Consider the following 26,772-nt stretch of genomic DNA (forward strand, 5'->3'; position numbering starts at 1 on the left):
GGTCGATCGATCAGTCCACCGTGATGTGCGGCCGGTCGGCCTGGTCGTCGCCCCAGGCGATCCGCTGCGGCGTCGAGGTGGCCTCGATGGTGGCCGTGCGGTCGCGGTCGAAGTAGTCCCAGGCCCACGTCACGAACGCGTCGGTCTTGCTGTGCACGCCGCTCATCAGCATCATGTGCACCCCGAGCCAGGCGGCGAACGCGACCGGCCCCTCGACCTGGTGGTGACGTTTGCCGACCTCGGCGACGGCGGCGTTGCGGCCGATCATCGCCATGATGCCCTTGTCCTTGTACCGGAACGGGCGGGCCGGCTCGCCCCGCCGCTCGCGCAGGATGTTCTCCGCGGCCCACTTCCCCGACTGCTGCGCGACGGAGCCCAGCTGCGGCCACGTCCCGGACGCCCCCGACGGGATGTTCGCGGCGTCGCCGACGGCGTAGGCGCCCGGGTAGCCGTCCAGGGTGAGGTCGGGCCGGACGTCGAGCCGCGCGCCCCGGCCCGGCTCCGGCCCGGCGCTCGCGGCGACGGACGAGCCCAGCTCGCCGCCGCCCCACACCACCGTCCGGGCCGCGATGCTGCCGCCGTCGTCGAGCTCGACGCGGTCCGGGTGGACGGCCGCGACCCCGGTGCGCAGCCGCACCTCGGCGCCCGCCTCGCGCAGCTTGCGGACGACGTACTCCTGCGCGTGGGTGGAGAACTCGCCGAGCAGGGCGTCGCCGCGGTCGACGATGGTGATCCGGCCCGGCTGGTCCAGCCGCACGGACGCGCGCAGGGCGTCCGTCAGCTCGGCGAGGGCGCCGGTGGTCTCGACGCCGGTCGGGCCGCCGCCGACCACCACGACGTCGAGGGTTCCGGGCGCCGCGTCGCGCAGCAGGGCCTGCAGGTGCAGCCGCAGCCGCTCCGCGTCGGCGACGGAGTACAGCGGGAACGCGTGCTCGGCGGCGCCCGGGATGCCGAAGAAGTTCGGCCGGGCGCCCGCGGCCACGACGACGTGCGACCCGGTGAGGGTCCGGCCGTCGGCCAGGACGAGGCCGCGGTCGGCCAGCCACACCTCGGCGACCTCCGCGGTCACGACGTCGACCGTCGCGTCGTCCTGGAAGATGGCCCGGTGCGGCCGGGCGATGTCCTCGGCCGGCAGCTGCGAGCTGGCCACCTGGTACAGCAGCGGCTGGAACTGGTGGTAGTCGTTGCGGTCCACCAGCGTCACCGCGACGTCCTCCTCGGCCAGCCGGCGGGCACAGGCGACGCCGGCCATCCCGCCGCCCAGGACGAGCACGCGGTCGGCCGGCCCGGTCACAGCGACAGCTCCGCGAGCCGTTCGTGCAGGACGATCCGGCCGGCCGCCTGGATGAGGGCGAGGTGCGAGAACGCCTGCGGGGTGTTGCCCAGGTGCCGGGCGCGGCCGACCTCGTACTCCTCGGCGTACAGGCCCAGCGGCGAGGCGATGGCGAGCAGGCGTTCCATCAGGGCGGTCGCCCGGTCCATCTCGCGCACTGCCGTCAGCGCCGACACCAGCCAGAACGAGCAGATGAGGAAGGTGCCCTCCTTGCCGGCCAGGCCGTCGTCGGTCTCGTCGGTCCGGTATCGCAGCACGAAGCCGTTCTCGGTGAGCTCCTCGTCGATGGCGTCGATGGTGGCCCGGATCCGCTCGTCGTCGTCGGGCAGGAACCCGAACAGCGGTGCGAGCAGCGTCGACGCGTCCAGGGCGTCGGTGTCGTAGTGCTGACGGAGCACGCCGCGGTCGCTGACGCCGTGGTCGAGGATGTCCTGACGGATCTCCTCGGCGGTCGCCGCCCATGCCTGCTGCCGCTCGGGGTCGTCCCGGATGGCCGCCAGCTGGGCGGCGCGGTCCATGGCGACCCAGCACATGAGCTTGGACGACACGTAGTGCTGCGGCTTGCCGCGGGCCTCCCAGATGCCCTGGTCGGGTTCGCGCCAGACCGCCGCTGCCGCCTCGGCCTGCGTCTTCACCAACGGCCACAGCCGCCGCGGCAGGTGCTTGCTGCGGCGGGTGTGCAGCAGCAGCGCGTCGAGGACCGCGCCGTACACGTCGTTCTGCCGCTGGTCGAAGGCGCCGTTGCCGATGCGCACCGGCCGGGCGCCCTCGTAGCCGGACAGCTCGTCGCGGGTCGACTCGGTGAGGTCGCGCCGTCCGTCGATGCCGTACATGATCTGCAGGCCGCCGTCGGCACTCGGCTCGACGTCGGCGACGAACTGGATGAACTCCTCGGCCTCCCAGTCGAGGTTGAGGTAGTGCAGCGCCTGCAGGGTGAACGTGGTGTCGCGCATCCACGTGTACCGGTAGTCCCAGTTGCGCTCGCCGCCCGGCGTCTCCGGCAGCGACGTCGTCAGTGCGGCCACGGTCGCCCCGGTGGGCATGTAGGTCAGGCCCTTGATGGTCAGCGCGGACCGCTCGAGCGGGTGCCGCAGCGGGTGGTCGGGGATGCGGGCGCGGGCCAGCCAGTCGCGCCAGAACACGATGGTCCGGTCCAGGCGCGCGAAGGCGTCGTCGTCGCTCTCGGGCGCCGCCAGGTCGTGGCTCCACGACAGTGCGCACCACGCCCGCTCGCCCTTCCGAAGCACGTGCCGGGCGCGGGCCGAGCCGCCCTCGATGCCGATCGACAGGTCGGTGCTCAGCCGGATGGTCTGCCCGGTCCCCGCCGCGTCGGCCGCGTGGGCCCCGTCGTCGGCGTCGACCACCGTCCAGGTGGCGAGCTCGCGCCCGTAGTCGAAGACCGCCTCGCAGACCGCCTCGATCTCGACCTCGCCGTCCAGGCACTCGGCGGTCCGCACCAGCAGGTGCTCGGCGTCGTCGTCGGTGGGCGGCCGGGTGTGCGGGGTGACGATGTCGGCGCCACGCCGCGGGCCCATCACGAGGGCGTCGCGGATGCGGACCCACCCGCCGGGCGTGTGCCACGTCGTCTCCAGCACGTTGGTACCGGGGACGTAGTACCGCGCCGTCGGCACGTTGATGCCGTAGGGGCCCCACCGGAACGAGCCGGCGCCACGGTCGAGCAGGTTGCCGAAGACGCTCGGCCCGTCGAACGCGGGCAGGCACAGCCAGTCGACCGAGCCGTCCGGGGCGACCAGCGCGCCGGTGTGACAGTCGGACAGGAACGCGTAGTCCGCGATGGGCGGGAACGGCGATGTCGACAAACTCATGATGACTCCTCCGGCAACAGTCCGCGCTGGTCCAGGACGTAGAGCAGGACGAAGCCCGGCAGCACGACGAGTGCGGCCAGCCCCACGACGACCAGAACGGTGATCAGGGTGGCGTCCGGCGCGGCGGCCGCGGACACCTTCAGGCTCTCGGGCAGCAGGTACGGCCATTGCGCCACGCCCCACGCCGCGACGATGCTCGCGACCGCGCCGACGGCGAGCAGCCGGCCGCCGCGCGCGGCGTCGCGGACCAGCAGCACCAGGGCGCCGATGCCGCAGGCGACGCTCAGGATCACCAGCGGCAGTGCCCGCCCGGTCAACCCGTCGAACACGTACTCCGCGTCGGCGCGCAGCACGAACACGCCCACCGCCGCGATGACGGCGACGGCGGCCGCGGCGGCCACCGCGCGGCGGCGGAAGTACGCCGCCATCGCCGCGTCGCTCAGCCGCCGCGCGTCCCACACGAGATAGGCGGCGGCCAGGTAGGCGACGGCCGCGACCGCCAGCACGCCGCCCAGGATCGACGTCGGGTTGACCCAGCTGGACACCGGATCGCCGGCCCGCCCACCCGCCGGCACCCGCCCCGACGCGATGGCACCGGCGATCGAGCCCAGCGCGTACGGCACGATCACCGAGGACAGCGCGAACGCCGCGCCGAAGACCCGGCGATACTCCACCCGCTGCACCGACTTCCGGAACGCGAAGCCGGCGCCGCGCAGCACGATGCCCAGCGCGGCGATGGCCAGCGGCACGAACAACGTCAGCGTGATGGACGCGTAGGCCTGCGAGAACGACGTCCACAACACCGCGAACACGAAGATCAGCCAGACGTGGTTGGCCTCCCACACCGGCCCGATCGAGTGCTCGATGACCGCCCGCGGCCGGGCGCCGCGGCCGGCGCCGCCCGCGACGAGGTCCCAGAAGCCGGCCCCGAAGTCGGCGCCGGCGAAGACCGCGTACGCCACGATCGCGACCATCAGCACGATGGCGACCGCCGTGCTCACGGCGCCACCTCCTGCTCGTCCGGCGCGCGCCCGGCCGGGGCACGCGGACCGTAGGGCGCGTCGTCGTCGGTGAAGCAGTCGCCGCGCCGCCACCGCCGGCTCATCCCGCGCAGCACCAGCACCGTCGTGACGCCGAGCGCGGTGTAGAGCAGCACGACCGCGACGAACATGATCCAGACGCCGGTGTTGGACGTGGCGGCGTCCTCGACCTTCATGTGGCCGTAGACGATCCACGGCTGCCGGCCGACCTCCGTGACGACCCAGCCGGCCTCCATCGTGATGACCGCGAGCACACCCGACGCCGCGGCGGCGCGCAGGAACCACTTGCTCCGCGGCATCCGGCGGCGGACCGCCCAGACGAGCCCGTACCAGACGGAGAGCAGGAACAGCAGCGTGCCGAGGCCGACCATGACGTCCCACGACAGGTGCACGATGTTGACCTGCCGGGTGGTGGGCCGCTCGTCGGCCGGGAAGGCGTCGAGGCCCTGGACGACGGTGTCCCTGCCGCTGCTCGGGTCGGACAGCCACGAGGCCAGTCCCGGGATCGCGAAGCCGCCGCTGACGGTGCCGTCGTCGTTCAGCCGGCCGAGCAGCGTCTCGGGCACGTCGCTGGCGGTCTCCGGCACCAGTTCGATGGCGGCGAACTTGGCCGGCTGGTTGTCGTAGACCCAGCGGGCCAGCGCGTCGCCGACGACCAGTTGCACCGGCGTCATGGCCGCGGCGACCGAGAACGCGATGATGAAGCCGACCCGGTGGTAGCGGTCGCGGCGGCCGCGCAGCATCCCCGTCGCGTACACGGACGCGACCAGGAACCCGCCGACGATGTAGGCGGCGATGATCATGTGGGCGGCCTGCAGCGGCATCGCGTCGTTGAAGATCACCCGCCACGGGTCGACGTCCACGATGGTGCCGGACGAGTCGAGGGTGAAGCCCGTCGGCGCGTTCATCCAGGCGTTCGCGGCGACGACGGAGGCGCTGCCGAAGATGCCGGCCAGCACGATCGGGACGCCGGTCCAGAAGTGCGTCCAGGGCCGCAGCCGGCGCCAGCCGAAGATGTAGATCGTGATGAAGATGGCCTCGGTGAAGAAGAAGATGCCCTCGAACAGGAACGGGATGCCGAACGCCTCGCCCCACTGCCCCATGAACCGGGGCCAGAGCAGGCCGAACTCGAAGCTCAGGACGGTGCCGGTCACCGCGCCGACGGCGAACGTCACCGCCATGTACTTCGACCAGCGCTGGGCCAGCAGCAGCGCGTCGCGGTCGTCGTGCTTGAGCGCCCGGTAGTTCGCGATCAGGGTGAAGAACGCCCACGACACCCCGAGCGGCACCAGGATGATGTGGAAGGCCAGGGTGAAGGCCATCTGCCCCCTCGCCCACGGGACGGGGTCGACGGCGGCGAGCGTGGCGGCGAGCGTGCTCATGTCAGACGAGGCCCAGCTGGCGGGCCCGCCGGACCGCCTCGTTCCGCCGCGACGCGGACAGCTTGCTCAGGATGCCGCGGACGTGGGTGCGCACGGTGTTGACGGAGATGTACATCGCCGACGCGACCTCCTCGGTCGTGAGCAGCGACGACAGGTGGCGCAACACCTCCAGCTCGCGGCCGGACAGCGCGCGGCCGACCGGCGGGACGTCGGTCTCCGGTCCGGGCGTGCGCCGCGGTGGCGGATTCGGCTCGGGGCGCAGCCAGTCCGCCCGCGCCGACACCACGGTGTCGGTGCGGATCAGCCGGCGGACCTGCGGCGAGACGTGCGTGAACGGGCGCCGCAGCCGCTCGCGCCGGGCCATGGCCAGCGCCCGGACGAGGTCGGACCGGCCGGTTCCGCCGGCGCCCCGGCCGAGCTGCCGGTGCGCGTGCCGGAGCAGTTGCTCCACCCGGGCGGCCTGCGACTCGATCCCGGGCGGGCGGGGTTCGGCGACGAGGCCGCCGTCGAGGGCGGCCGCTTCGGCGCTGATCAGGGCGCGGACCCAGGCCGGGCCGGCGTCGTCCCCGCGCAGCAGCCGCCGGGCGCCGTCTGCGTCGCCCTGGTCGCGCCGCAGCCGGACCTGCAGCAGCGTCGCGACCGACGACAGCAGCGTGTCGGCTCGGCACTCCGGCACCCGGAGGGCGCGGCGCAGCCAGTGCTGGGCGGCGGTCAGGTCCTGTTGCTGGGACGCCACCCATGCGCGAGCCAGATGGGCGGCGGCGGGCCGGTCCGTGGCGGCGACGGCTCGCCCGGCCGCCAGCTCCTCGGCGGCGCCGGCGAGGTCCGCGACCCGCGACAGCGCTCCCCGGCCGGCCTCGGCCAGCGCCAGCATCCCGAGGATGCGCAACCGGATCGCCGCGGCCACGCCGTCATCCGGGCCGCCGCGCTCGCCGTGGTCCCCGGTCACGGCGAGCGCGGCGGTCAGGTCCGTGCGGGCGGCGCCCGGGTCGCCGGCCCGCAGCCACGCGGTGCCGGCCGCGAGCAGCGCCAGCGCCAGCAGTTCGTCGTGCCGGCCCGAGCGCGCGGCGGACGGCGAGCGCAGCGCGTCCCGCGCCTGACCCGCGGCCGCGAGCGTCGCGTCCGTGTCACCGGCCGCGTCGGACAGCACGGTGCGGGTGACCGCGGTGGCCAGGGCCAGCGCGGCGCCGGCCGCGTCGTCCCCCACCGCGGCGAGGTGCTCGTCGCACCGGGACAGCTCCCGTGCGGCCCGGCTCAGGTCACCGTGCCGCACGGCGAGCGCCGCCCGCAGCACCGCGACGGCCGGGGCGTCCACGTCATCGGGCAGTCGCTCCAGCCGCCCGGACAGCTCCGGCGACGCGCCCCGTACCAGCAGCGGGGCGAGCGCGGCGCCGTCGACGACGAGGGTCGCTGCACCGGCCCAGTCCTCCGCGGCCGCCAGTTGCTCCACCGCCTCGGCGAGGCGGCCCGCCCCGGCGAACCAGTAGGCGGCCCGGCGGCGCAGCTCGCCGGTCGCCGCGGGGCTCTCGTCGGCCAGCACCGTGCCCAGCAGGCCGCGGACCAGCGGGTGCGTCCGGTAGCTGCCGGCCGCACCGGGCACCGGCAGGACGAAGGCGTTGCCGCGCGCGAGCTCGGACAGCAGCCGTTCGCTGTCGTCCCGCCCGGTCAGCTCGCGCGCCAGGCCGGGCGGCAACTCGGATGCGACGCTGACGCGGGCCAGGAAGTCCAGGCGGTCCGGCGGCAGCGCCTCGAGCACCTCCGCCGCCAGGTACTCGGCCAGCGCCGAACCGGCCGGCACGAGGGCGGCGCGGGCGACGTCGGCCGCGGCGCTGGCGGGGCGCTGCTGCGCCGCGAGTGCCAGGAACCGGACGCCCGCCGCCCAGCCCTCGGTGCGATCGGCGACGATCCTCGCTAGTTCCGGGGTGCGCACGCCGTGCAGCTCGAGCAGCGCGCCGACCTCGGGGAGGGTGAAGGCGAGGTCGTCGTAGCGGACCTGGGCCACCGTCCCGTCCAGCAGGTACCGGTGCAGCGGCAGCACCGGCTCGGCGCGAGTGACCAGGACCAGCCGGAACCGCGGAGCGGCGGCCCGCAGCAACTGGTCCAGCTGACGGCCGATGCGGCGGTCGGTCAGGCGTTCGGCCTGGTCCAGCACGAGCGCCACCGGCGCATCGTGTGCGAGCAGCCCGGCCGCGAGGCGGTCGATCCGCGCCGGGTCGGCATCGCGTGCGATATCCGGCGCGCCGTCTACGAACACGCCTGCCCGGGCGATGGCGGCGGCCACGTCCGACCAGAACGCGCCGGGCCGGTCGTCGACCTCGTCGAGCGTCAGCCACGCGGGCGGGCCGGCCAGCGCGACCGTCGACGCACCACGAGTGGGCTGGGCCGCCCAGGTCGCGGCGGCCACCGTCTTGCCGGACCCCGCGGGCGCGCGGACCAGGGTGAGCGGCGCGCCGCGGACGCCTTCCCCGATCGCGTCGGCCAGGCGGCGCCGGCTGACTGCGGGGAACGCGTGCGGCGGCGGGCTCAGGCGGGTGACGGGCGGCAGCGGCCGGCCCCCGTCCACGCGCACACCTTCGGCCGTTCTGGCAGCGTGCCCCGTCACGATGCCTCACCCCCCGTGTGCCCACTCTCGGCGCGGGCCGGGTGCGCGCCATCACCCGGAACGGGTTAGAGCGCTCTCATCCACGCGTGAAGAATCCGGTGTCGAGGTCGCTGACCACCGCGTCGATGGCATCGCCGCCGACGGTGATCGGCCCGCGCCACGGCGCGCTGAGCGCGAACAGCAGCGCGAGGCTGAGCCCCACCACCCCGGCCAGGCCGACGACCAGCAGCGAGATCCGCGTCCCGCCGCGGACGGCCAGCGCGCTGGCGTTGACGATCAGCGCGACGCCGCTGGCCACCAGCGTGCCGACGTAGAGCCCCGGGATCTGGTGGTCGGCGGCGACGATGCGGGCCCGCCGGGTGCTCGTCACGGCGTCCACCGAGGTGAGCAACTCGGTCGACGCCGGGGTGCCGATGTCCGGCCAGCGGGCCGCCTCCGTGCGGACCGCCCGCTCCAGCGCGGCGACCGCACGCTCGGTGTCGGGGTCGTCGCCGCTGGCGGCGGCCGCGCCGCTCCACTCGCGGTCGCGGGTGGTCGTCAGGTAGTCGCGCAGTGCGGCGTGGACGGGCTCGGGGTCGACGCCCGGGTTGGTGGCGGCCCAGGCCAGCCGGGCCGCGGCGGCACCCTCGTCGCTGACGTAGCCCTCCGCCGTCCGCAGGTAGCCGGCCTCGCTGGACAGCGTCAGCGCGGTGAGGATGGCGAACGCCGCGCCCAGCGCCGGCATCAGCGGCGCGGCGATCTGCTGCACGCGATCGCGTCCGGCCTCCGGCACCAGCGCCCGCACGGCCACCGTCGACGCGACGACGACCAGCAGCGCCAGCACCAGGCAGCCCACCACGAGCACGCCGGCCGGCAGCGAGCTGAGCCAGCTCATCCGCCGGCCGCCGGCGCGACGCCACGCTCGTCACAGGGCGGCGGGTTGGTGTCGCCCACGAGCTCGAGCTCCTGGTCGATGACCTGCAGCGCCCGCTCCATCGCCACCGGCCGCAGCCCGCCGATGCCCGGGTGGAACGGGTCGTCGAGCGCCTGCACGAGCAGCAGCAGCGCCGTGATGACGGAGACGACGGTGCCCATCAGCAGCGCCTGCACCTGGATCGCCTCGCCGCTGTCGGCGAAGAACAGCATGTACACGAAGATCAGCCCGGACGTGAGCATCAGCACGATCCACATGGGCGCCGGGATGACGCCGACCGCGCCGTGGATGCGGTCGTTGCGCGCCTGCTCCCGCGCGGACGTCTGGCTGAGCCAGGTGTCGAACGCCGACTCCTGGACCGGGGTCTCCGGCTGGACCGTCCGGATGGTGCGGAACAACTGCGCGCCCCACGGGTTGAGCTCCTCGCCGAGGTTGCCCGCGTACATGCGCTCCCACTGCACGCCGGCGACCGACCGCGCGTAGCAGACCAGCTGTCCCGTCAGTTCCGCGGCCGTGGGCTGCGGCAACAACTGCGCCGTCTCGACCTGCTGCGCGACCAGCAGCGCCTCGTCCTCGGCGCCGGTCCGTGCCGCGTCGTAGCTGGTGAAGGAGAGGAAGACGACGAACCCGAGCAGCACCGCGAACCCCGTGGCCAGGACGCCGAACACCCCGGCGGCGCGGTCGCCGTCGTGGAAGTAGCTGCCGTCCGGGGCACGCCGCCGGACCAGCAGCATCGCGGCGATCGCCACCGCCGTCACCGCCACGATGATCACGGCGGCGACGACGATGTTCATCGGCGCCCGCCGGCCGGCTCAGCCGTCGGCGATGTCGCGGCCGTGCACCGTCAGCGCCCAGATGACGGCGGTGGACGCGGCGACGATGAGGACCGCCCACACCGGTTGGTACGGCAGCCACGCGAACGCCGCCACCATGCTGATCGCGGCGAACGCGACGCCGACCGCGCGGGCCACGACCGACCCGGTGATCAGGGCGGCGCCGGCGATCACCAGCACGATGCCCAGGATGAGGTTGATCCAGCCCCAGGTGGTCGCGTCGAAGTCGAAGACGTACTCGCGCACCTGGGTGAAGAAGTCATCGTCGAACAGCGCGACCAGCCCAGCGATCGCGTGCCACGTGCCCGTCATCGCCATCATGACGGCGGCGAACACAGTCCAGCCGACGGCCCACGCGGACGGCTCGCGGCGGCCCGGCGGTGCATCGATCGGCGTCTCGATGTCGGTCATACCCCGACACTCCCGCGCCGCCGTGACCTGGCGCATCACCCCGGGCGGGTGATGGCCCACGCCAGGAGTCCCGCGGATGGACGAGCCGACGATCGGTGGCGGCCAATGCGCCACTCGCTGTCTAGTTCCTCGGAAAGGCGTACCTCTGGCAGACCAACCCCGTGTTGTTGGTACAACTCGACAAGCGGTGCGGCGTTCGCCGTTCGCCCGTTCCTGCCGGTGCACCGTTGGGTGTCCTCGACTTCCGGAGCCGTCTTCGATGGCGGGAGTCGTGTTCGTCGAGGGGCCTTTCGGACGTTTCTCGCTATCGAAGACGGCCCAGGGCGTCGACGTCACTCGCGTGGTGGGCACCTCACCCGCCGCAGCACCGGATGAGCGTCTTCGCCGGCGGCTATGCGATGCTCACGCGGGTGAGGTGCCCCCGGCGCGCGTGAAGTGAGGCGTGCCCAGTCTTTCCCCGTCCCCCTGATAGGTGCCCGTTCTTGGCCGCGTGCGTGCGGGTCAAGTCCAAGCCCCCGGCCACAGCGAACGCCGACCACAGCGGGCGCGGACTTGAGGCGCGCGTGCGCGGCCAAGAAAATGGGCGCCAGGGGGACGACCAACGTGCGACCCCCGGCGAACGCGGCAGACCCAGGCACACCACCGTGTGAGATCGCTGCGCCGGGTGGGGTGGATCACTGCTGCTCTGGCAACAGCTACGCCACCCGGCAAGCACAGTGATCTCACCCCGGTGGGCTCACCCCGGTGGGCTCACCCCGGTGGCGCGCCGGGGGTGGGCGCAGGGTCGTCGCGGCCGAGATCGACGTGAGATCGCTGCGGAAACGACGCGGCATGCGTCTGCACATGTGGAGCGGAACCGGCCACGCGACACCCGTTCACACCCGGTTCGAGTGCCGGAGTTCGGAGACCGAGAAGCTAGAGCGCGGAGCGGTCCGCGAGCAGCGTCGCGTCGGGCACCGGCAGGGCGTCGGTGGCCGGCCGCTCGGGGGTGTCCGGCAGCGGTTCCGGGACGGCGGTGAGGTCGCCGTCCAGGCCGGGCTGCGGGCCAGGGAGCGTCACGTCGAGGAACGGGACGCCGGGCGGTGCGGCCGGGACGTCGGTCAGCGCCACCCCGGAGATCGCCGCCGTCCCCGCCGGGCACACCGCCGCCGCGATGGCCTCCGGCAGCACCGACGCGAACCCGTTCCCGTCCAGGCACGTCCCGGTCGACGGCGCCCGCTCGGTGGAGACGTCGGCGATGTCGACGCGGTTGGCCGCGAAGGTGTTGGCGACGAACCGGTTGTCCAGCGACGGCACGTCCTCGGCGCTGGAGATGAGGGTGCCGGCGGTGGTGTTGCCGCCGATCAGGTTCCGCTCGATGACGTTCTGCTGGCCGCCGGCGATGCCGATGCCGATGCCGAACCCGCCCTCGGCCTGCGCCGGCGAGTCGGGCTGCACGTTGTCGCTGATGACGTTGCCGACGACGAGGTTGTCGCGCTGCGGGACGAACGCCTCCTGGTAGTCCGACGTCAGCGTCAGCCCGACCCGGTTGCCGGCGAACCGGTTCCCGGTGATCAGCACGCCGCCGGAGGCGTTGGCGTTCTCGAACCCGACGGCGTTGCGCTCGGCCACGTTCCCGCTGACGACGGCGTCGCAGTCCTCGCACTGGCCCAGGTAGAACCCGGAGTCGGCGCCGCCGGAGGCGTAGCTGTCGACGATGGCGCCGTGCTGGGAGTGGAACGCGTAGATGCCGTACAGGCCGTTGTTCGTGGAGGTCACGTTGCGGACCTCGTAGCGCTGCAGCAGTTCCGCCTCCGGCGCCTCGCTGCTGTAGCCGTCGCCGGGGACGTTGCCGGACGCGTCGTGCACGCCCGAGATCAGCACCCCCGCCAGCGTGTGCCGGGTCGCGGTGAGGTTCTGCACCCGGACGCCGTCGGCGATGCCGAGGATCCCGATGGCCCGCTCGCCCTCGCCATCGACGACGACGCCGTCGCGGTCCTGCCCGCGGATGGTGACGTCGGCCTTGTCGACGACGACCGCCTCGGCGTACGTCCCGGCCTCGACCAGCACCAGGCCGCCCTCGGCGACCGCGGCCACCGCCTCGGTGATCGTCGCCGCGTCGGCCGGCACCCGCACCACCTCGGCGCCGCCCCCGGAAGGGCTCGGGCCGGACGAGGTGGAGTCGTCGCCGGAGCATCCGGCGGCGACGAGGGCGACGACGAGCAGGGCCGCGGGGCGCAGACGTGGACTCACCGCCGCACGGTAACCGGGCCGCCCCGCCGCGTGCGGCCGGTTCCGCCGAATGTGATCAGTTAGGCAGCCAGCGGTAGCCGTGCTCCGGCCGGCCCGCCGACCCGTACCGGGGCGCCACCGTCGCGCGCCCCGTCGCCGCCAGGTGCTCCAGGTAGCGCCGCGCGCTGATCCTCGACAGCCCCACCCGCTCGGCCAGCTCGGACGCGGACAGGTCGCCGCCGGCGCCGGCCAGTTCGGCCGACACCAGGTCCAGCGTCCGTTCGGACAGCCCTTTCGGCAGCTTGACGGCACCCGCGGCCGGGCTGCGCAGCAGCTCGTCGACCTGGTCCTGGTCCAGCCGACCGCCGGCGGCCCGGGCCGCGGTGCGGCGCAACTGCTCGCGGCGGGCCAGATAGGTGTTCATCCGGTCGGCGAACACGTCCAGCGTGAACGGCTTCACCAGGTAGTCGATGACGCCGCCGGCCATCGCGGCGCGGACGGTGGCCAGCTCGCGCGCCGCGGTGATCGCGATGACGTCGACCTGCGGCGCGGACCTGGCCCGCAGCCGGTTGAGGAACTCGATGCCGGAGATGTCCGGCAGGTAGATGTCGAGCAGGATCAGCTCCGGCTCCAGTTCCTCGACGGCGCGCAGCGCGTCGGCGCCCAGGTGCACCTCGCCGACGACGGCCAACCCTGGCACCGCCTCGACGAACCCGCGGTGGATCGCGGCGACCGCGAAGTCGTCGTCGACGACGAGGGTGCGGACGTCGCTCACGGGCGGGCACCTGCCGGGACCCGCGCGGGCAGCACGACCTCGAACTCCGCTCCCCCGCTGGCGGCGTCGCGCACCGTCACCCGGCCGCCGCGGCGCTGCACGATGCGGTGCACCAGCGCCAGCCCGATGCCGCGCCCGCCGCCCGGCGACGCGGTCTTCGAGGTGAACCCGGCGGCGAAGATCAGCTGCCGCTGGCCGACCGGCACGCCCGGGCCGTCGTCGGCGACCAGCACCCGCACCTCACCGCTGTCGGACTGGTCGATGCGGACGTCGACGGTGCCGCCGTGGCCGGTCGCGTCGGCGGCGTTGTCGACCAGGTTGCCGAGGATCGTCACCAGCTCGTCGCCGTCGTCGTCCAGCCGGGACTCGGCGTCGACCCGCAGCGTCAGCCCGCGCTCGCGGCAGGTCGCGGCCTTGGCCAGCAGCAGCGCCGAGACCGCGGGCGCCGTCACCCCTTCGGCGACGGTGCGGGTGACGGTGCCGCCGCGCCCGACCCGGTCGATGAACGACACGGCGTCGTCGGTGCGGCCCAGCTCCAGCAGCCCGGACACCACGTGCAGGTGGTTGGAGAACTCGTGCGCCTGCGCCCGCAGCGCCTCGGTCAGCGACCGCGCGCCCTCCAGCTCGCGCAGCGCGTCGTGCAGCTCGGTGCGGTCGCGCAGCGTCAGCACCACGCCGACGGAGCGGCCGTCGGACGTCGCGGACCGCCGGTTCACCACCAGGATCCGCACCCCGGCCAGCACCAGCCGGTCGGTGACGTCGGCGTCGTCGGTCGCGACGGCGGCCAGCGTCGGCTCCAGCACGTCGGCGGCGGGCCGGCCGGACACGTCGCCGTCGAGGTCGAGCAGCCGCCGCGCCTCGTCGTTGACCAGCGCGACCCGGCCCGCGTCGTCCAGCGCGACGACGCCTTCGCGGATGCCATGCAGCATGGCGTCGCGGGTCTCCAGCAGCGTCGCGATCTCGTCCGGCTCCAGCTTGAAGATGCGCCGCCGGACGACGTGCGTCACCCAGGTCGCGCCCAGCGTGCCGAGCACCGCGGCGCCGGCCAGCCAGGCCAGCAGCGTCGGGATGTCCTCGAGCAGGTCGTCCTGCAGCTCCGACTCCAGCGTGCCGACCGACACCGTGCCGATGACCGTCCCGCCCGCGTCGAACACCGGCACCTTCACCCGCCACGAGCGGCCCAGCGTGCCGGTCTGCGTCCCCACGTACACCTCGCCGGACAGCGGCACGCTCGGGTCGGTGGAGACCGGCTCGCCGATGCGCTCCGGGTCCGGGTGCGAGTAGCGGATGCCGTCCCCGTCTGTGACCACGACGTAGGTGACGTTGGAGGCCTCGCGGATCAGCTCGGCCAGCGGCTGGATGGTCGACGACGGGTCCGGGTCGTCGAACGCGTCGAGCACCGACGGCAGCCCGGCGACGCTGTCGGCGACCGCGACCATGCGGTCCTGGTAGCTGTCGCGGATCTGCTCGGCCTGCAGCCACGCGGCCAGCCCGCCCGCGGAGACGACCGTGACGAGCACGATCGCCAGCTGCAGCGCGAGCAGTTGCACCCGCAACGAGACCGACCTGAGCATGCGCATCAGTGTGCACCGAGGCGGCGCCGGACCGAAACACGACCGAAATGATCAATACGACCAGTACGACCGGAGAGTTCCGGGAAGGACCGCTCCGCTCCTAGCCTCCAACGTCACCACGCCACTGTGGCGTGCACCACAGACACCAGGAGGAGTCATGCGAGGTCCCATCCGGCTCGCGATCGGCGCGATGGCGCTGACGGCGGTGCTGACCGCCTGTGGCGGCGACGACGGCGACTCGACGACGGACTCCGGTTCCAGCGTCGACGATCTGTCCATCATGGTTCCGGCCGACCCGGGCGGCGGCTGGGACCAGACCGGCCGCGCGTTCCAGAAGGCGCTCGACGAGACCGGCCTGGCCAGCGGCGCCGAGGTGACCAACGTCGGCGGCGCCGGCGGCACCGTCGGGCTGGCCCAGCTGGCCAACCAGCGCGGCGGCGGCACGACGCTGATGGTGACCGGCCTGGTCATGGTCGGCGCCGTCGAGACGAACCAGTCGCAGGCCCGGCTCGAGGACACCACCCCGATCGCCCGGCTGACGTCGGAGGACCTCATCGTGGTCGTCCCGGCCGAGTCGCCCTACCAGACCGTGAACGACCTGGTCGACGACATCGTCGCCACCGGCAAGGACGTCGCCGTCACCGGCGGATCGGCCGGCGGCGCCGACCACATCCTCGCCGGGCTGCTGCTCAAGGACGCCGGGGTGCCGGCCGAGGAGCTGATCGACACGCTCAACTACATCGCCTACTCCGGTGGCGGCGAGTCGCTGGCGGCGCTGCTCGGCGGCCAGGTCGACGCCGGCATCTCCGGCATCGGCGAGTACTCCGAGCAGGTCGCGGCCGGCGAGCTGCGCGCGCTCGCGGTGTCCGGCCCGGAGCGGGTCGACGGCATCGACGCGCCGACGCTGACCGAGGCCGGCTACGACGTCGAGCTGACGAACTGGCGCGGGCTGGTCGCGGCCGGCGACATCTCCGACGAGGACCGCGCGGCGCTGGTCGACCTCGTCACCGAGCTGCACGAGTCCGAGGAGTGGAAGGCCGAGCTGGACCGGGCCGGCTGGGGCGACACGTTCCTCGCCGGTGAGGAGTTCGACGCGTTCATCGGCGAGGAGATCACGTCCGTGCAGAACGTCCTGCGCGACATCGGGCTGGTGCAGTGACGGTGCCCGCCATGGACGGGCCGGTGCCAACCGCGAGCGGCACCGGCCTCCCCGGCCCGCCGGACTCCGGCGGGCGGCTCGGCGGGCCGGGGCCCGGGCGTTCCTTCCTCGGCCGGGCCGAGGAGTACGTCATCGGCGCGCTCATCGCCGGTCTCGGCGTGTTCGTGCTGTTCGACACCGCGACGATCGCGGTGCCCGGGTCGTCGAACGCGATGGGGCCGCGGACCTTCCCGTACGTCGTCGGCGCGGTGCTCGTCGGCGCGGGCATCGCGGTGCTGGTGGCGACCGCACGCGGCCGGGTCGGCGCGGCCGAGGACGGCGAGGACGTCGACCCCAACGCCGGCACCGACTGGCGCACCGTCGTGCAGCTGGTCGCGGTGTTCCTGGCGCACGCCTGGCTGATCGAGCGGATCGGCTGGCCGCTGGCCATCACCGTCCTGTTCGCCGGGGCGGCGTGGACGCTGGGCGCACGGCCGTGGTGGCGGCCGGTCGTGGTGGGCCTGCTGCTGGGGCTGGTGCTGCAGGCGGTGTTCGGGACCGGGCTCGGGCTGTCGCTGCCCGTCGGCTGGCTCGAGGGGGTGCCGCTCATCGATGGCTGACGCGACCGCGGTGCTGGACGGCTTCGCCAACGCCCTCCAGCCCATGTACCTGCTGTACGCGCTGCTCGGCGTGTTCGTCGGGACGGCCGTCGGCGTGCTGCCCGGCATCGGCCCGGCGATGGCCGTCGCGCTGCTGCTGCCACTGACCTACGAGCTGGACGTCACCGCCGCGATGATCGTGTTCGCCGGCATCTACTACGGCGGCATGTACGGCGGCTCGACGACGTCGATCCTGCTCAACACGCCCGGCGAGTCCGCGTCGATCGTCACCGCCGTCGAGGGCAACAAGATGGCGCGCACGGGCCGCGGAGCCGCCGCGCTGGCGACGGCCGCGCTGGGGTCGTTCGTGGCGGGAACCATCGGCACGCTGCTGCTGACGCTGCTGGCGCCGGTGATCGCCGACTGGGCCGTGCAGCTGGGCCCGGCCGACTACGTCGCCTTGATGGTCGTCGCGTTCGTGACGGTGGGCGCGCTGCTCGGGTCGTCGGTGGCGCGCGGGCTGGCGTCGCTGGCGCTGGGCCTGTTCGTCGGGCTGATCGGCACCGACACGCTCACCGGGCAGCAGCGGTTCACGTTCGGCGTCCCGCTGCTGGCCGACGGTGTCGACGTCGTGGTCGTCGCGGTGGGCGTGTTCGCCGTCGGCGAGGCGCTGCACGTCGCGTCGCGGCTGCGGCACGGGCCGGTCGAGGTGATCCCGGTGCCGCGCGGCTGGCGCTCGTGGATGTCGCGGGCCGACTGGTCGCGGTCGTGGCGGCCGTGGCTGCGCGGCACCGCCATCGGCTTCCCCGTCGGGACGATCCCGGCCGGCGGCGCCGACGTCTCCACCTTCCTCTCCTACGCGACGGAGAAGAGGCTGGCCAAGGGCCGGCACAAGGACGAGTTCGGCAACGGCGCCATCGAGGGCGTCGCCGGTCCCGAGGCGGCCAACAACGCCGCGGCCGCCGGCGTGCTGGTGCCGCTGCTGACCCTCGGCCTGCCGACGACCGCGACCGCCGCGGTGATGATCGCGGCGTTCCAGACGTACGGCATCCAGCCCGGGCCGCTGCTGTTCGAGAACCAGCCGGTACTGGTGTGGACGTTGGTGGCGAGCCTCTACATCGGCAACCTCATGCTGCTGGTGTTCAACCTGCCGCTGGTCGGGCTGTGGGTGAAGGTGCTGCAGATCCCCCGTCACTACCTGTACGCGGGCATCCTCACCTTCGCCGCGCTGGGCAGCTACGCGCTCAACTTCTCACCTGTCGACCTGCTGTTGCTGCTGGGCATCGGGCTGGCCGGGTTCTTCATGCGCCGGCACGGCTACCCGGCCGCGCCCCTCGTCGTCGGCATGATCCTCGGCCCGATGGCGGAGGAGCAGGTGCGCCGGACGCTCGCGATCAGCCAGGGCGACCTGACGGCGCTCGTGACCAGCCCGTTCGCGGCCGTGGCGTACGGCCTGCTGTCGGTGCTGCTCGGCCTGGCGCTGTGGGCGCGGCAGCGCGAGCGGCGCCTGAACGAGAAGGAGCCGGCCGTGATGTCGTGATCTTTTCGGGCCCTTGTGATCCACCTCGGCACCACGGCGCCGTGGAAGCGTGGTGTCGTCTCGGCGATCACATGGAAGCTCGGTGCGCTCGGCCGTGACGGCGGACCAACGTGATCATCAACCGGTAGCGACATCATGACGTCGCCACCAGTCGATGATCATGGTCGGCCGGGGGACGTGCTGACACGAAGTGGGCGCGGCAACACGAGCGCCGCCTGAACGCGAGCAGCTCACAGGTAAGTCGCCGCGGTGAATGCGAAGGTCAGGGCGTTGGCGGTCCTACATCGTTGGTGACGCCGACCGTGGGTCGAGGCCTCGATGTCGGGGACCGTGCACTGGCGAGTATCGAGGACGCGTTTTGCCATCGAACGCGCCGCCCCACTTCCATGATCATGTTCCCTCGCGGCGTGTCAGCGACCGCGAGGGAACATGATCATGGAGGGAGCTGCCGCGTTGTCGTAAACGCCGCCGTCCCGTTCGTCTCCTGGGTAGAAAGGACCGAAGACTCAGGAGGACCCATGAGCGTGACACCGATCCCGGACACCTACCGCCGGATCACCCCCTGCCTCGTCGTGCGCGGGGCGGCGCGGGCGCTGGAGTTCTACGCCGACGTGTTCGGCGCGACCGAGCGCATGCGCTTCCCCGGGCCCGGCGGCAGCGTCGCCCACGCCGAGATCGTCATCGGCGACTCTGTGCTGATCGTCGAGGACGCGTCGCCGATGATGGGCACCGAGCCGCCGCCGTCCGGCGGGCTGGCGGGGACGCCGGCGTTCCTGTTCCTCTACGTCGAGGACGTCGACGCGGTCGTGGCCCGCGCCGTCGAGCGGGGAGCGACGCTGAAGCGGGCGCCGGAGGACCAGTTCTACGGCGACCGCGACGGCTACGTCGTCGACCCGTTCGGGCACGGCTGGACCATCGCGACGCACGTCGAGGACGTCGCGGCGGACGAGCTGACACGTCGCCTCGCCACCATGCAGGGAGCCGGACCGACGTGAAGTACGTGCTGTTGTTCGTCGACACCGAGCAGTTCCACGCCGATCTCGAGGCGTTGACGCCGGACGACCGTGCCCGCGCGTTCGCCCTCGTGGACGAGTGGATGGCCGAGCACCGTCAGGTCATCCGCGGCGGCAGCAAGCTGCAGGACCGGCACACCGCGACCACCGTCCGCCTCGACGGGCCGGAGCCGATCGTCACCGACGGCCCGTTCGTCGAGGGCAAGGAGGTGGTCAGCGGCTACCTCGAGGTCGAGGTCGCCGACCTGGACGAGGCGCTGGCGATGGCACGGACGTGGCCGGGCTGCCCGGTGGTCGAGATCCGGCCGCTGGAGTCGTGAGCCCCGGCGACGCTCACGACGAGCTGGCCCGGGTGGTGCGCGAGCACGCGGGCCGGCTCGCGGCCGCCCTGGTCCGGCTGATCGGCGACTTCTCCACCGCCGAGGACCTCGTCCAGGACGCCGTCGTCGCGGCGTTGGAGCGCTGGCCGGTCGACGGCATCCCGGACCGGCCGGACGCCTGGCTGTTCACCGTCGCCCGGCGGCGCGGCCTGGACGTGCTGCGACGCGAGGCCCGGTACCGGGAGAAGCTGGCGCGGGTGCGGTGGCCGGTCCCGCCGGAGCCGGACGAGCGGCTGCGGCTGGTGTTCACCTGCTGCCATCCGGCGCTGCCGCGGCCGGCTCAGGTCGCGTTGACGCTGCGGGTGGTGTGCGGGTTGACGACGGCGCAGGTCGGCCGCGCGTTCCTCGTCCCCGAGGCGACGGTGGCGCAGCGGATCACCCGGGCGAAGCGGAAGATCGCCGACGCCGGCATCCCGTACCGGCTGCCGTCCGACGCCGACCTCGGCGACCGCGTCGGCGAGGTGCTCACCGTCGTCTACCTGATGCTGAACGAGGGCTACCTGTCCTCCGGCGGTGAGGTGGCCTCGCAGCGGCTGGTCGACGACGCGGCGTGGCTGGCGGCGCTGCTGCACGAGCTGCTGCCGGACGAGCCGGAGGTGGCCGGGCTGCTGGCGCTGATCCGGCTGCACCGGGCCCGGCAGGGCGGCCGCTTCTCCGCCGACGGCGGCCTCGTCCTGCTGGCCGACCAGGACCGGTCCCGCTGGGACCACGTGGCCATCGCCGACGCCGTCGCGCTGCTCACCCGGGCGGCGCGGCGGCAGCGGCCGGGCCCGTACCAGCTGCAGGCCGCGATCGTCGCCTGTCACGCCGAGGCGGCCCGCTGGGAGGACACCGACTGGGAGCAGATCGTGCTGCTCTACGACCTGCTGCTGACCGTCGCGCCGTCGCCGGTGACGCGGCTGCACCGGGCGGTCGCGCTGCGCTACGTGGCCGGGCCGTCGGCGGCACTGCGGTCGCTGGACGAACTGGGCGACCAACTGGACCGGTACCACCTGCTGCACGCGACCAGGGCCGGGCTGCTGCGCGACCTCGGCCGTCCGGACGAGGCGCGGGCGGCGGACGAGCGGGCGCTGCGGCTGACCAGCAACCCGGCCGAGCAGGCGATCCTGCACGAGCGGCTGCGCTGGACCTAGCCGATGAGTGCCGCCGGCCCGCCTGGTCTACTCCTGTCATGACCTACATCGAGGTGAACGGCGCCCGCTGCTGGGTCGCGGAGGACGGCGCCGGCCCGCCGCTGGTGCTGCTGCACGGCGGCTTCAGCGACGGAAGCGAGTTCACCGGCGACCTGGGCGGCTTGGCCGGCCGGTTCCGCGTCGTGCGGCCGGACCGGCGTGGGCACGGCCGCTCCCCCGACGTCGAGGGGCCGCTGTCGCAGCACGTCATGGCCGACGACACTGTCGCGCTGCTGGAGCGGCTGGACGGACCGGCCCGGGTCGCCGGGTACAGCGACGGCGCCGTGGTCGCGCTGCTGACCGCGCTGCGCCGGCCCGACCTCGTCGAGCGGCTGGTGCTGATCAGCGGCGTGTTCGACCCGTCCGGCTGGCTGTTCGCGCCGGAGCCCGGCCCCGACGACGGCGACGACCCGCTCGCGGGGATGCCGGCCGAGGTCGTCGACGCCTACGCGGAGGTCTCGCCGGACGGCCGCGACCACTTCCCCGTCGTCGCGGCGAAGATCATGGCGCTGGCGGCGGAGGACCTCCGCATCACGCCAGACGACCTCGCCCGGCTGGACGTCCGGACCCTCGTCGTCGCGGCCGACGACGACATCATCGCGCCGGAGCACACGCTCGCCCTCTACCGCGCCCTCCCGCGCGGCGAGCTGGCCGTCGTCCCCGGCACGTCTCACGACCTGCTGACCGACAAGCCGGCCGCCGTCACCGCCGTCGTCGCCGACTTCCTCACCCAGGACCCGGTCACGACGTCGCTGCCGATCCGCCGGGCCGCGGTTCAGGCGCGGTAGAACGCGGCCAGCTCGGGCGCCAGCAGCGCCGGATCGGCGACGTGGCCGGCGACCTCGACGGTGAGCCGCCGGGCGTCCGGCAGGCTCGCCGCGGCGACGTCGGCCGCGGCGCCGAAGAAGTCGACCGGCAGCCCGGCCGAGTGCGGGTCGACGGTCGCGCCGGTGGACAGCAGCACCGGTTGCCCGACGACCGCCAGCCGGTCCGCCGGCGGCGGGCCGTCGCCGAGGCAGGCGGCGTCGTAGCGCAGCGTCGGGGCCAGTTCGCGCAGTGCCGGCCAGACCGGCGCCGCCTCGGCCGCCGCGATCTGCTCCTCCGGCGACCCGGCCAGCCGCATGAACAGCCGCAACGCCTCGTCGCGGTCGCCGCGGTCCAGGGCGGCCCCGAGGCCGTCGACGTACGCGCGCCAGGCCCCGACCAGCGGCTCGCCGACCAGGTACGGAACCTCGTGGACGGCGATCCGCTGCGCCGGCAGCCCGGCGGCCGCCGCCTCCAGCGCCAGCGCGCCGCCCGACGACGCGCCGAACAGGTGCGCCCGCCCGCCGGCCGCGTCGATCACCGCGGCGAGGTCCTCGACCTCCCGTTCGACGGCGTACGGCGCGGTGTCGCCGCTGTCGCCCCGCCCGCGGCGCCGGTAGTTGACGACGGCGAACCCCGAGGCGGCGAGATGCTCGCCCAGCGGCACGTTCTCGCTGCCGTCGTCCAGCCCGCCGCCGACGAGTACCACCGTCGGCCCGTCGTCGCTCATCCGGTCGTAGCCGATCGCCGTACCGTCGGCCGAGCTCACGTGCGGCATGGGTCGAGAGTACTCAGCGGGTCAGCAACCGCCGAGTGGTCTCGAGGCCCCAGTCGTCCAGGCCGGCCAGCCGGTCGCTGCTGACGACGGCGCCGCCCACCGACTCGACGTGCGCCGCCCACGCCTCGCGGTTCTCGACCTTGGGGCCGACGATGAGGCAGTCGGGGTCGTTGGCGAAGAACACGCCGTTCATGAACTGCCGCCCATGCGCACTGAGCAGGGCCGCCTCCTGGCTGGGCGAGCACATGTCACCGTCGTCGGGAGCGAAGGTGTGGCCGGTGTCGGCGCTGACCCGGATGGAGTCGACGAGGCCGACGGACGGCAGGACGGGCGCCCCGCAGCCCAGGATGTGAGCGGACGGACCCACCGCGGACCGGATCAGACGCAACCCGTCCCGGTACGCCGTCACCGGATCGGCCCCCGAGTGCCGTCGGCCCGGGATCGCCCCCGCCGCGATGAAGTCGATCTTGAAGTAGTCGATCCCCCACGACGCGAACGTCGAGAACACCGTCTGCATCCACTCCGCCGCGCCGGGGTGCGACAGGTCGAGCGAGTACAGGTCCTGGTTCCAGTTGTTCCCGGCGTGCAGCGCGCCGCCGTGCGGGTGCCGCAGCAGCCAGTCGGGGTGCTCGGCGGCCAGCCGGGACCGCGCGCCGGCGAAGAACGGGGCCAGCCAGATGCCGGCCCGGCGGCCCTCGCCGCGGATCTTCTCCACCAGGCCGCGCAGGTCGGCGAAGGTGTCGGACGGAGTCAGCCAGTCGCCGATCTCGGCGGAGTAGCCGTCGTCGATCTGGACGACGTCGACGGGGAGATCGAGGCTGCGCATCGCGTCCAGGTTCTCGACGATGTCCTCGCGGCGCACGCCGCCCCAGTACTCGTACCAGGAGCACCAGGCGGTCGGCGCGGGCCGGGCCGCCGGCAGCCCCGCAGCCGCAACGGCCGACAGCGCCCACGACCGCAGCGCGGCCTGCACGTCCGACCCGGGCAGGACGCTGACGGCCACCGGCCCGTCCGCGCCCACCACGACCGACGACCCCGAGACGACGGCCTGCAGCCGCACCCCCGTCGTGAACGGGTCCTCGGCCGCCACGACGTGCACGGATCCGGCGCCGTCGGCGACCGCGAGCACGCCCTCGCCGAAGTAGCCGTCAGGACCAGGGTGCGAGGACTGCCGGTAGTTGAGCATCCGGTTCCGCTCCGACGTGGGCCGGTGCGGCCGCACGCCCAGCGCGTACGTGGTGGTCGGGCTGAACGACTGCCAGCCGTGCTCGAAGATCTCGGCGCCGTCGGAGACAGCAACCTCGTGGACGACGTCGAAACCGGGCGAGAGAGTCATGGAGACAGAGCTTTCGGGTAGGGGCCGTCAGGCCTTGATTCCGGACATCGCGATGCCGCGGATGAACTGTTTCTGCAGCAGGACGAAGACCAGCACCATCGGCAGGATCGTCAGCAGTGAGCCCGCCATCAGGACGGGGTAGTCGGTGCCCTGGGCGCCCTGCAGCGTGGCCAGCCCGACCGGCAGCGTCATCCGGTCCGGGACGGTGTTGACGATCAGCGGCCACAGCAGGTCGTTCCAGGAGAACAGGGACGTGAGGATGGTCAGCGCGGCCAGCGCCGGCCGGCACAGCGGCAGGATGATCCGCAGGTAGATCTGGAGCGGGTTGGCGCCGTCCATGCGCGCCGCCTCGTCCAGCTCCGTCGGCAGCGTCCGCATGAACTGGTAGAGGACGAACACGCCGAACGCGCTGAACATGCCGGGCAGCGCCAGCGCCTGGACGGAGTTCAGCCAGCCCATCGTCCGGATCACCTCGTACTGCGGGATCACGAACAGCTGCGGCGGCACCATCAGCACGACGAGGAACCCGGCCAGCAGCGGCCCGCGGAACCGGAACCGCAGCCGGGCGAACACGTACGCCGCCAGCGACGCCACCAGCAGCTGCCCGGCGACGCGCAGCACCAGCGCCAGGAAACTGTTCACCGCCATCGACCCGACCGGGACGATGTCGAAGAAGGCCGAGTAGTTCTCCCACCGCGGCGACGCCGGCAGCACCGTCAGCGGGATTCGGGTCGACTCCCCCAGCGTCTTCAGCGACGTGAGGAACTGCCAGAGGAACGGCGACACCATGAGCAGCGCGCCGGCCATCAGGACGACGTGCGTCACCAGGTGACGGGATCGCAGCCGCTCACGCATAGGTCACCCACCGTCGCTGGAGGCGGAACTGCACGGCCGTCACCGCGAGCGTCACCACCAGGGTGACCAGCGCGATCACCGCGCCGAGCGGGCGGTCGTTGCGCACGAACGCCTCCTCGTAGAATAGGTAGACGATCGTCTTGGAGTCGGCCAGCGCCGGGTTGGTGCGGCCGAGCATGATGAACAGCAGGTCGAACATCTGCAGCGACCCGATCACCGACAGCACCGACACCAGGAAGATCGACGGCGTCAGCAGCGGCACGGTGACGGAGAAGAACCGCCGGATCGGCCCGGCGCCGTCCAGCATCGCGGCCTCCTCCAGGGTCTGCGGGACGGACTCCAGCCCGGCCGCCAGGATGATGAGGTTGGTGCCGAGCGCCATCCAGATCCCGACGACGGCGACGGCGTACAGCGCGGTGTCGGGGTCGGCCACCCACGCGCGAGTCGGCCCGCCGACGGTGTCGAGCACCTCGTTGAGCAGCCCGAAGTCGCCGTTGTAGATGTAGCGCCACACCATCGCGACGGCCACCGGCATGGTCACGACGGGCACGAAATACAGCGTCCGGTAGAACGACCGGCCGCGTAGCCCGCGCTGGTGCAGCAGGGCGGCGATCACCATCGCGATCGGCACGCCGAGCAGCACGATCGCCGCGTACACCAGCGTGTTGAGCAGCGCCCGCCAGATGTCGTCGCCGTTCTCGAACAGCCGCTGCCAGTTGTCCAGCCCGGTGATGGTGTAGCCGGAGAACGCGGTCCCCTCGGAGAAGCTGAGCAGGACGGTGCGCAGCAGCGGCCACAGGTAGAAGACCACCAGCCCGCCGAACGGCACCGCGAGCAGGATCACCGCCCACGCGTTGTCCGGATGCCGGTTCGGCCGGCGGCGGGGCTCGGCGGCGCCGGGTGGTGCCGCCGGGCCCTTCGTCCGCATGAGGGTCATCCTCAGCCCTGGTTCTCCTGCGCCAGCGCCTCGTTCATCGCGCCGGCCAGCCCGGCCGCGGCATCCTCGACGCTCTGCTCGCCGGTCCACGCCGGGGTGAGGAACTCGCCCTCGCGGCTGGCCCACGCGTCGGTGTTGCGCGACACCGGCAGGACGACGCCGTTCTCGGCCTGGTCGAGGAACGCCTGCAGGTTGAACTGCGGGAACGCGTCGACGAACGCCTGCTGGGTGCCCTCGTAGGAGCCGATGACGGTGCCGGTCTCGCTGGAGATCTGCGAGGCCTCCTCACCGCTGAGGAAGACGGCCAGCCGGGCGGCCTCCTCGGGGTGCTCGGTCGAGGCGAGCGCCACGTTGCCGATGCCGTTGATGATGGTCGCCTCCTGGGCGCCGGCCGGCAGCTCGGTGACGTCGAGGTTCGCGGACGCGTACTCGTCGTTCGCGAACCGGATCGCGTAGAACGAGCCGGTGGTCAGCATGGCCAGCCGGCCGGACATGAACTGGGCGACCGACTCGGTGTCGGCGAACGACTCCAGCGTGGGCGACACGTGGTGCACGTTGATCATGTCCGTCCAGAACTTGATGCCCTCGATCGCCTCGGGGCTGTCGAAGCCGGACGTGGTGCCGTCCTCGGAGATGACCTCGCCGCCGGCCTGGTAGATCGTGTTGTAGTACGTGGCCTGCGGGTCCATCGGCGCGCCGATGCCGTAGACGCTGCCGTCGGGCTTGGTCAGGGCCTGCGCGTTGGCGATGACGTCGTCCCAGGTCCAGTCCGGCGTCGGGTAGGCCACGCCGGCCTCGTCGAACAGCGCCTTGTTGTACCAGAGCCCGATGGTGTCGAAGTCCTTGGGCAGCGCGTACGTGGTGCCGTCGTCGACGAACAGGTCGACCAACTGCTCCGGGTACTTGTCGATGTCGAGGCCGGACTCCTCGAACGCGTCGTCCAGCGGCAGCAGCACCCCGCCGTCGACGTACTGGCCGATCTTCGCGCCGAGCATCCAGGCGACGTCCGGGCCGGTGCCGCCGGCGGTCGACGTCTGCAGCGTGCTCCAGTAGTCGGTCCACGGGATGATCTGGATCTCGACCGAGACGCCCGGGTTCTCCTCCTCGAACACGTCGAGGATCTGCCGGATGGCCGGCTCCTGGTCGGGCGAGAACGTCGCGAAGGTCAGGTTGACCTCCTCGCCGTCGCCGCCGTCATCGCCGGAGCCGCCGGCCGAGGCGCCGTTGTCGCCGCACGCGGCCAGCGTCAGGACGGCCGCGGTGGCCGCCAGGGCCAGCAAGGTCTTCGTCGACTTCATCGTCGTGTGCCTCTCGTGAGTG

23 protein-coding genes are annotated in these 26,772 nt (G+C 73.2%); 7 read left to right on the plus strand and 16 right to left on the minus strand.

The window, feature by feature from the left end; all coding sequences use genetic code 11:
* Positions 1-10: 10 nt before the first annotated feature.
* The 11 genes from ACW62_RS26970 to ACW62_RS27020 form a co-directional block, all read right to left on the minus strand.
* On the minus strand, positions 11-1,294 hold the full coding sequence (locus ACW62_RS26970) for an NAD(P)/FAD-dependent oxidoreductase (RefSeq protein ID WP_205629636.1): 1,284 nt from the start codon (positions 1,292-1,294) through the stop codon (positions 11-13).
* Positions 1,291-3,159 carry a glycoside hydrolase family 15 protein gene (locus tag ACW62_RS35440; protein WP_053207222.1) on the minus strand — a complete coding sequence of 623 codons (1,869 nt, stop codon included), beginning with the start codon at positions 3,157-3,159 and terminating at the stop codon, positions 1,291-1,293. The genes ACW62_RS26970 and ACW62_RS35440 overlap by 4 nt, the downstream gene beginning before the upstream one ends.
* A complete protein-coding gene (locus tag ACW62_RS26980; protein WP_053207223.1) occupies positions 3,156-4,160 on the minus strand; it encodes a cytochrome d ubiquinol oxidase subunit II in 1,005 nt (334 codons plus the stop codon). Before ACW62_RS26980 ends, ACW62_RS35440 begins: the two co-directional genes overlap by 4 nt.
* The gene (locus ACW62_RS26985; protein WP_053207224.1) at positions 4,157-5,581 is read right to left on the minus strand and encodes a cytochrome ubiquinol oxidase subunit I; all 1,425 of its coding nucleotides are present in this window, start codon (positions 5,579-5,581) and stop codon (positions 4,157-4,159) included. Before ACW62_RS26985 ends, ACW62_RS26980 begins: the two co-directional genes overlap by 4 nt.
* A gap of 1 nt (position 5,582) precedes the next feature.
* Positions 5,583-8,144, minus strand: a complete 2,562-nt coding sequence (locus ACW62_RS26990; RefSeq protein WP_053207225.1) for a winged helix-turn-helix domain-containing protein — start codon at positions 8,142-8,144, stop codon at positions 5,583-5,585.
* A gap of 115 nt (positions 8,145-8,259) precedes the next feature.
* Positions 8,260-9,057 (minus strand): bestrophin-like domain, encoded by a 798-nt coding sequence (locus tag ACW62_RS26995; RefSeq protein ID WP_053207226.1) that lies wholly within the window; start codon positions 9,055-9,057, stop codon positions 8,260-8,262.
* A complete protein-coding gene (locus ACW62_RS27000) occupies positions 9,054-9,890 on the minus strand; it encodes a bestrophin-like domain (RefSeq protein ID WP_053207227.1) in 837 nt (278 codons plus the stop codon). Before ACW62_RS27000 ends, ACW62_RS26995 begins: the two co-directional genes overlap by 4 nt.
* An 18-nt stretch (positions 9,891-9,908) precedes the next feature.
* Positions 9,909-10,340: a DUF7144 family membrane protein gene (locus ACW62_RS27005; protein ID WP_053207228.1), complete on the minus strand. Its 432-nt coding sequence runs from the start codon at positions 10,338-10,340 to the stop codon at positions 9,909-9,911.
* A gap of 915 nt (positions 10,341-11,255) precedes the next feature.
* Positions 11,256-12,572: a right-handed parallel beta-helix repeat-containing protein gene (locus ACW62_RS27010; RefSeq protein WP_169792135.1), complete on the minus strand. Its 1,317-nt coding sequence runs from the start codon at positions 12,570-12,572 to the stop codon at positions 11,256-11,258.
* A gap of 55 nt (positions 12,573-12,627) precedes the next feature.
* Complete coding sequence (locus ACW62_RS27015; protein WP_053207229.1) at positions 12,628-13,326, minus strand: response regulator; 699 nt, start codon at positions 13,324-13,326, stop codon at positions 12,628-12,630.
* Positions 13,323-14,900, minus strand: coding sequence for an ATP-binding protein (locus ACW62_RS27020; protein WP_205629637.1), 1,578 nt, complete (start codon positions 14,898-14,900; stop codon positions 13,323-13,325). The genes ACW62_RS27015 and ACW62_RS27020 overlap by 4 nt, the downstream gene beginning before the upstream one ends.
* Before the next feature lie 157 nt (positions 14,901-15,057).
* On the opposite strand from ACW62_RS27020, the gene ACW62_RS27025 reads away from it, so the two are divergent.
* The 7 genes from ACW62_RS27025 (at position 15,058) to ACW62_RS27055 (ending at position 21,530) form a co-directional block, all read left to right on the plus strand.
* On the plus strand, positions 15,058-16,059 hold the full coding sequence (locus ACW62_RS27025; RefSeq protein WP_053207231.1) for a Bug family tripartite tricarboxylate transporter substrate binding protein: 1,002 nt from the start codon (positions 15,058-15,060) through the stop codon (positions 16,057-16,059).
* Positions 16,060-16,082: 23 nt separating this feature from the next.
* Positions 16,083-16,658: a tripartite tricarboxylate transporter TctB family protein gene (locus ACW62_RS27030; protein ID WP_205629638.1), complete on the plus strand. Its 576-nt coding sequence runs from the start codon at positions 16,083-16,085 to the stop codon at positions 16,656-16,658.
* Complete coding sequence (locus ACW62_RS27035; protein WP_053207232.1) at positions 16,651-18,177, plus strand: tripartite tricarboxylate transporter permease; 1,527 nt, start codon at positions 16,651-16,653, stop codon at positions 18,175-18,177. The genes ACW62_RS27030 and ACW62_RS27035 overlap by 8 nt, the downstream gene beginning before the upstream one ends.
* Positions 18,178-18,695: 518 nt before the next feature.
* Positions 18,696-19,172 carry a VOC family protein gene (locus ACW62_RS27040; protein WP_053207233.1) on the plus strand — a complete coding sequence of 159 codons (477 nt, stop codon included), beginning with the start codon at positions 18,696-18,698 and terminating at the stop codon, positions 19,170-19,172.
* Entirely contained in the window at positions 19,169-19,510 is a 342-nt protein-coding gene (locus ACW62_RS27045) for a YciI family protein (RefSeq protein ID WP_053207234.1), read from the plus strand. The genes ACW62_RS27040 and ACW62_RS27045 overlap by 4 nt, the downstream gene beginning before the upstream one ends.
* Positions 19,507-20,703 (plus strand): RNA polymerase sigma factor, encoded by a 1,197-nt coding sequence (locus ACW62_RS27050; RefSeq protein ID WP_053207235.1) that lies wholly within the window; start codon positions 19,507-19,509, stop codon positions 20,701-20,703. The genes ACW62_RS27045 and ACW62_RS27050 overlap by 4 nt, the downstream gene beginning before the upstream one ends.
* Positions 20,704-20,741: 38 nt before the next feature.
* On the plus strand, positions 20,742-21,530 hold the full coding sequence (locus tag ACW62_RS27055; RefSeq protein WP_053207236.1) for an alpha/beta fold hydrolase: 789 nt from the start codon (positions 20,742-20,744) through the stop codon (positions 21,528-21,530).
* Here ACW62_RS27055 and ACW62_RS27060 read toward each other — a convergent pair.
* From ACW62_RS27060 to ACW62_RS27080, 5 genes are read right to left on the minus strand one after another with little or no spacing between them, the layout of a single operon-like run.
* A complete protein-coding gene (locus ACW62_RS27060; RefSeq protein WP_053207237.1) occupies positions 21,518-22,324 on the minus strand; it encodes an alpha/beta fold hydrolase in 807 nt (268 codons plus the stop codon). The genes ACW62_RS27055 and ACW62_RS27060 overlap by 13 nt on opposite strands.
* A 13-nt stretch (positions 22,325-22,337) precedes the next feature.
* Positions 22,338-23,660, minus strand: coding sequence for a glycoside hydrolase family 36 protein (locus ACW62_RS27065; RefSeq protein WP_053207238.1), 1,323 nt, complete (start codon positions 23,658-23,660; stop codon positions 22,338-22,340).
* Positions 23,661-23,687: 27 nt separating this feature from the next.
* Positions 23,688-24,485 (minus strand): carbohydrate ABC transporter permease, encoded by a 798-nt coding sequence (locus ACW62_RS27070; RefSeq protein WP_205629639.1) that lies wholly within the window; start codon positions 24,483-24,485, stop codon positions 23,688-23,690.
* 22 nt (positions 24,486-24,507) lie between these two features.
* On the minus strand, positions 24,508-25,443 hold the full coding sequence (locus ACW62_RS27075) for a carbohydrate ABC transporter permease (protein WP_157575011.1): 936 nt from the start codon (positions 25,441-25,443) through the stop codon (positions 24,508-24,510).
* Positions 25,444-25,454: 11 nt separating this feature from the next.
* Positions 25,455-26,750 carry an ABC transporter substrate-binding protein gene (locus tag ACW62_RS27080; protein ID WP_053207241.1) on the minus strand — a complete coding sequence of 432 codons (1,296 nt, stop codon included), beginning with the start codon at positions 26,748-26,750 and terminating at the stop codon, positions 25,455-25,457.
* Positions 26,751-26,772: the final 22 nt, after the last annotated feature.

This window comes from Jiangella muralis, assembly GCF_001270745.1.
Taxonomy (GTDB): domain Bacteria; phylum Actinomycetota; class Actinomycetes; order Jiangellales; family Jiangellaceae; genus Jiangella; species Jiangella muralis.

Bases quoted from the DNA above. Each gene is read 5' to 3' on its own strand.
- ACW62_RS27025 (WP_053207231.1), top strand. From the start codon at position 15,058: ATGCGAGGTCCCATCCGGCTCGCGATCGGCGCGATGGCGCTGACGGCG.
- ACW62_RS35440 (WP_053207222.1), bottom strand. From the start codon at position 3,159: ATGAGTTTGTCGACATCGCCGTTCCCGCCCATCGCGGACTACGCGTTC.
- ACW62_RS27055 (WP_053207236.1), top strand. From the start codon at position 20,742: ATGACCTACATCGAGGTGAACGGCGCCCGCTGCTGGGTCGCGGAGGAC.
- ACW62_RS27000 (WP_053207227.1), bottom strand. From the start codon at position 9,890: ATGAACATCGTCGTCGCCGCCGTGATCATCGTGGCGGTGACGGCGGTG.
- ACW62_RS27035 (WP_053207232.1), top strand. From the start codon at position 16,651: ATGGCTGACGCGACCGCGGTGCTGGACGGCTTCGCCAACGCCCTCCAG.
- ACW62_RS27060 (WP_053207237.1), bottom strand. From the start codon at position 22,324: ATGCCGCACGTGAGCTCGGCCGACGGTACGGCGATCGGCTACGACCGG.
- ACW62_RS27040 (WP_053207233.1), top strand. From the start codon at position 18,696: ATGAGCGTGACACCGATCCCGGACACCTACCGCCGGATCACCCCCTGC.
- ACW62_RS26985 (WP_053207224.1), bottom strand. From the start codon at position 5,581: ATGAGCACGCTCGCCGCCACGCTCGCCGCCGTCGACCCCGTCCCGTGG.
- ACW62_RS27080 (WP_053207241.1), bottom strand. From the start codon at position 26,750: ATGAAGTCGACGAAGACCTTGCTGGCCCTGGCGGCCACCGCGGCCGTC.
- ACW62_RS27075 (WP_157575011.1), bottom strand. From the start codon at position 25,443: ATGCGGACGAAGGGCCCGGCGGCACCACCCGGCGCCGCCGAGCCCCGC.
- ACW62_RS27065 (WP_053207238.1), bottom strand. From the start codon at position 23,660: ATGACTCTCTCGCCCGGTTTCGACGTCGTCCACGAGGTTGCTGTCTCC.
- ACW62_RS27005 (WP_053207228.1), bottom strand. From the start codon at position 10,340: ATGACCGACATCGAGACGCCGATCGATGCACCGCCGGGCCGCCGCGAG.
- ACW62_RS26995 (WP_053207226.1), bottom strand. From the start codon at position 9,057: ATGAGCTGGCTCAGCTCGCTGCCGGCCGGCGTGCTCGTGGTGGGCTGC.
- ACW62_RS27020 (WP_205629637.1), bottom strand. From the start codon at position 14,900: ATGCTCAGGTCGGTCTCGTTGCGGGTGCAACTGCTCGCGCTGCAGCTG.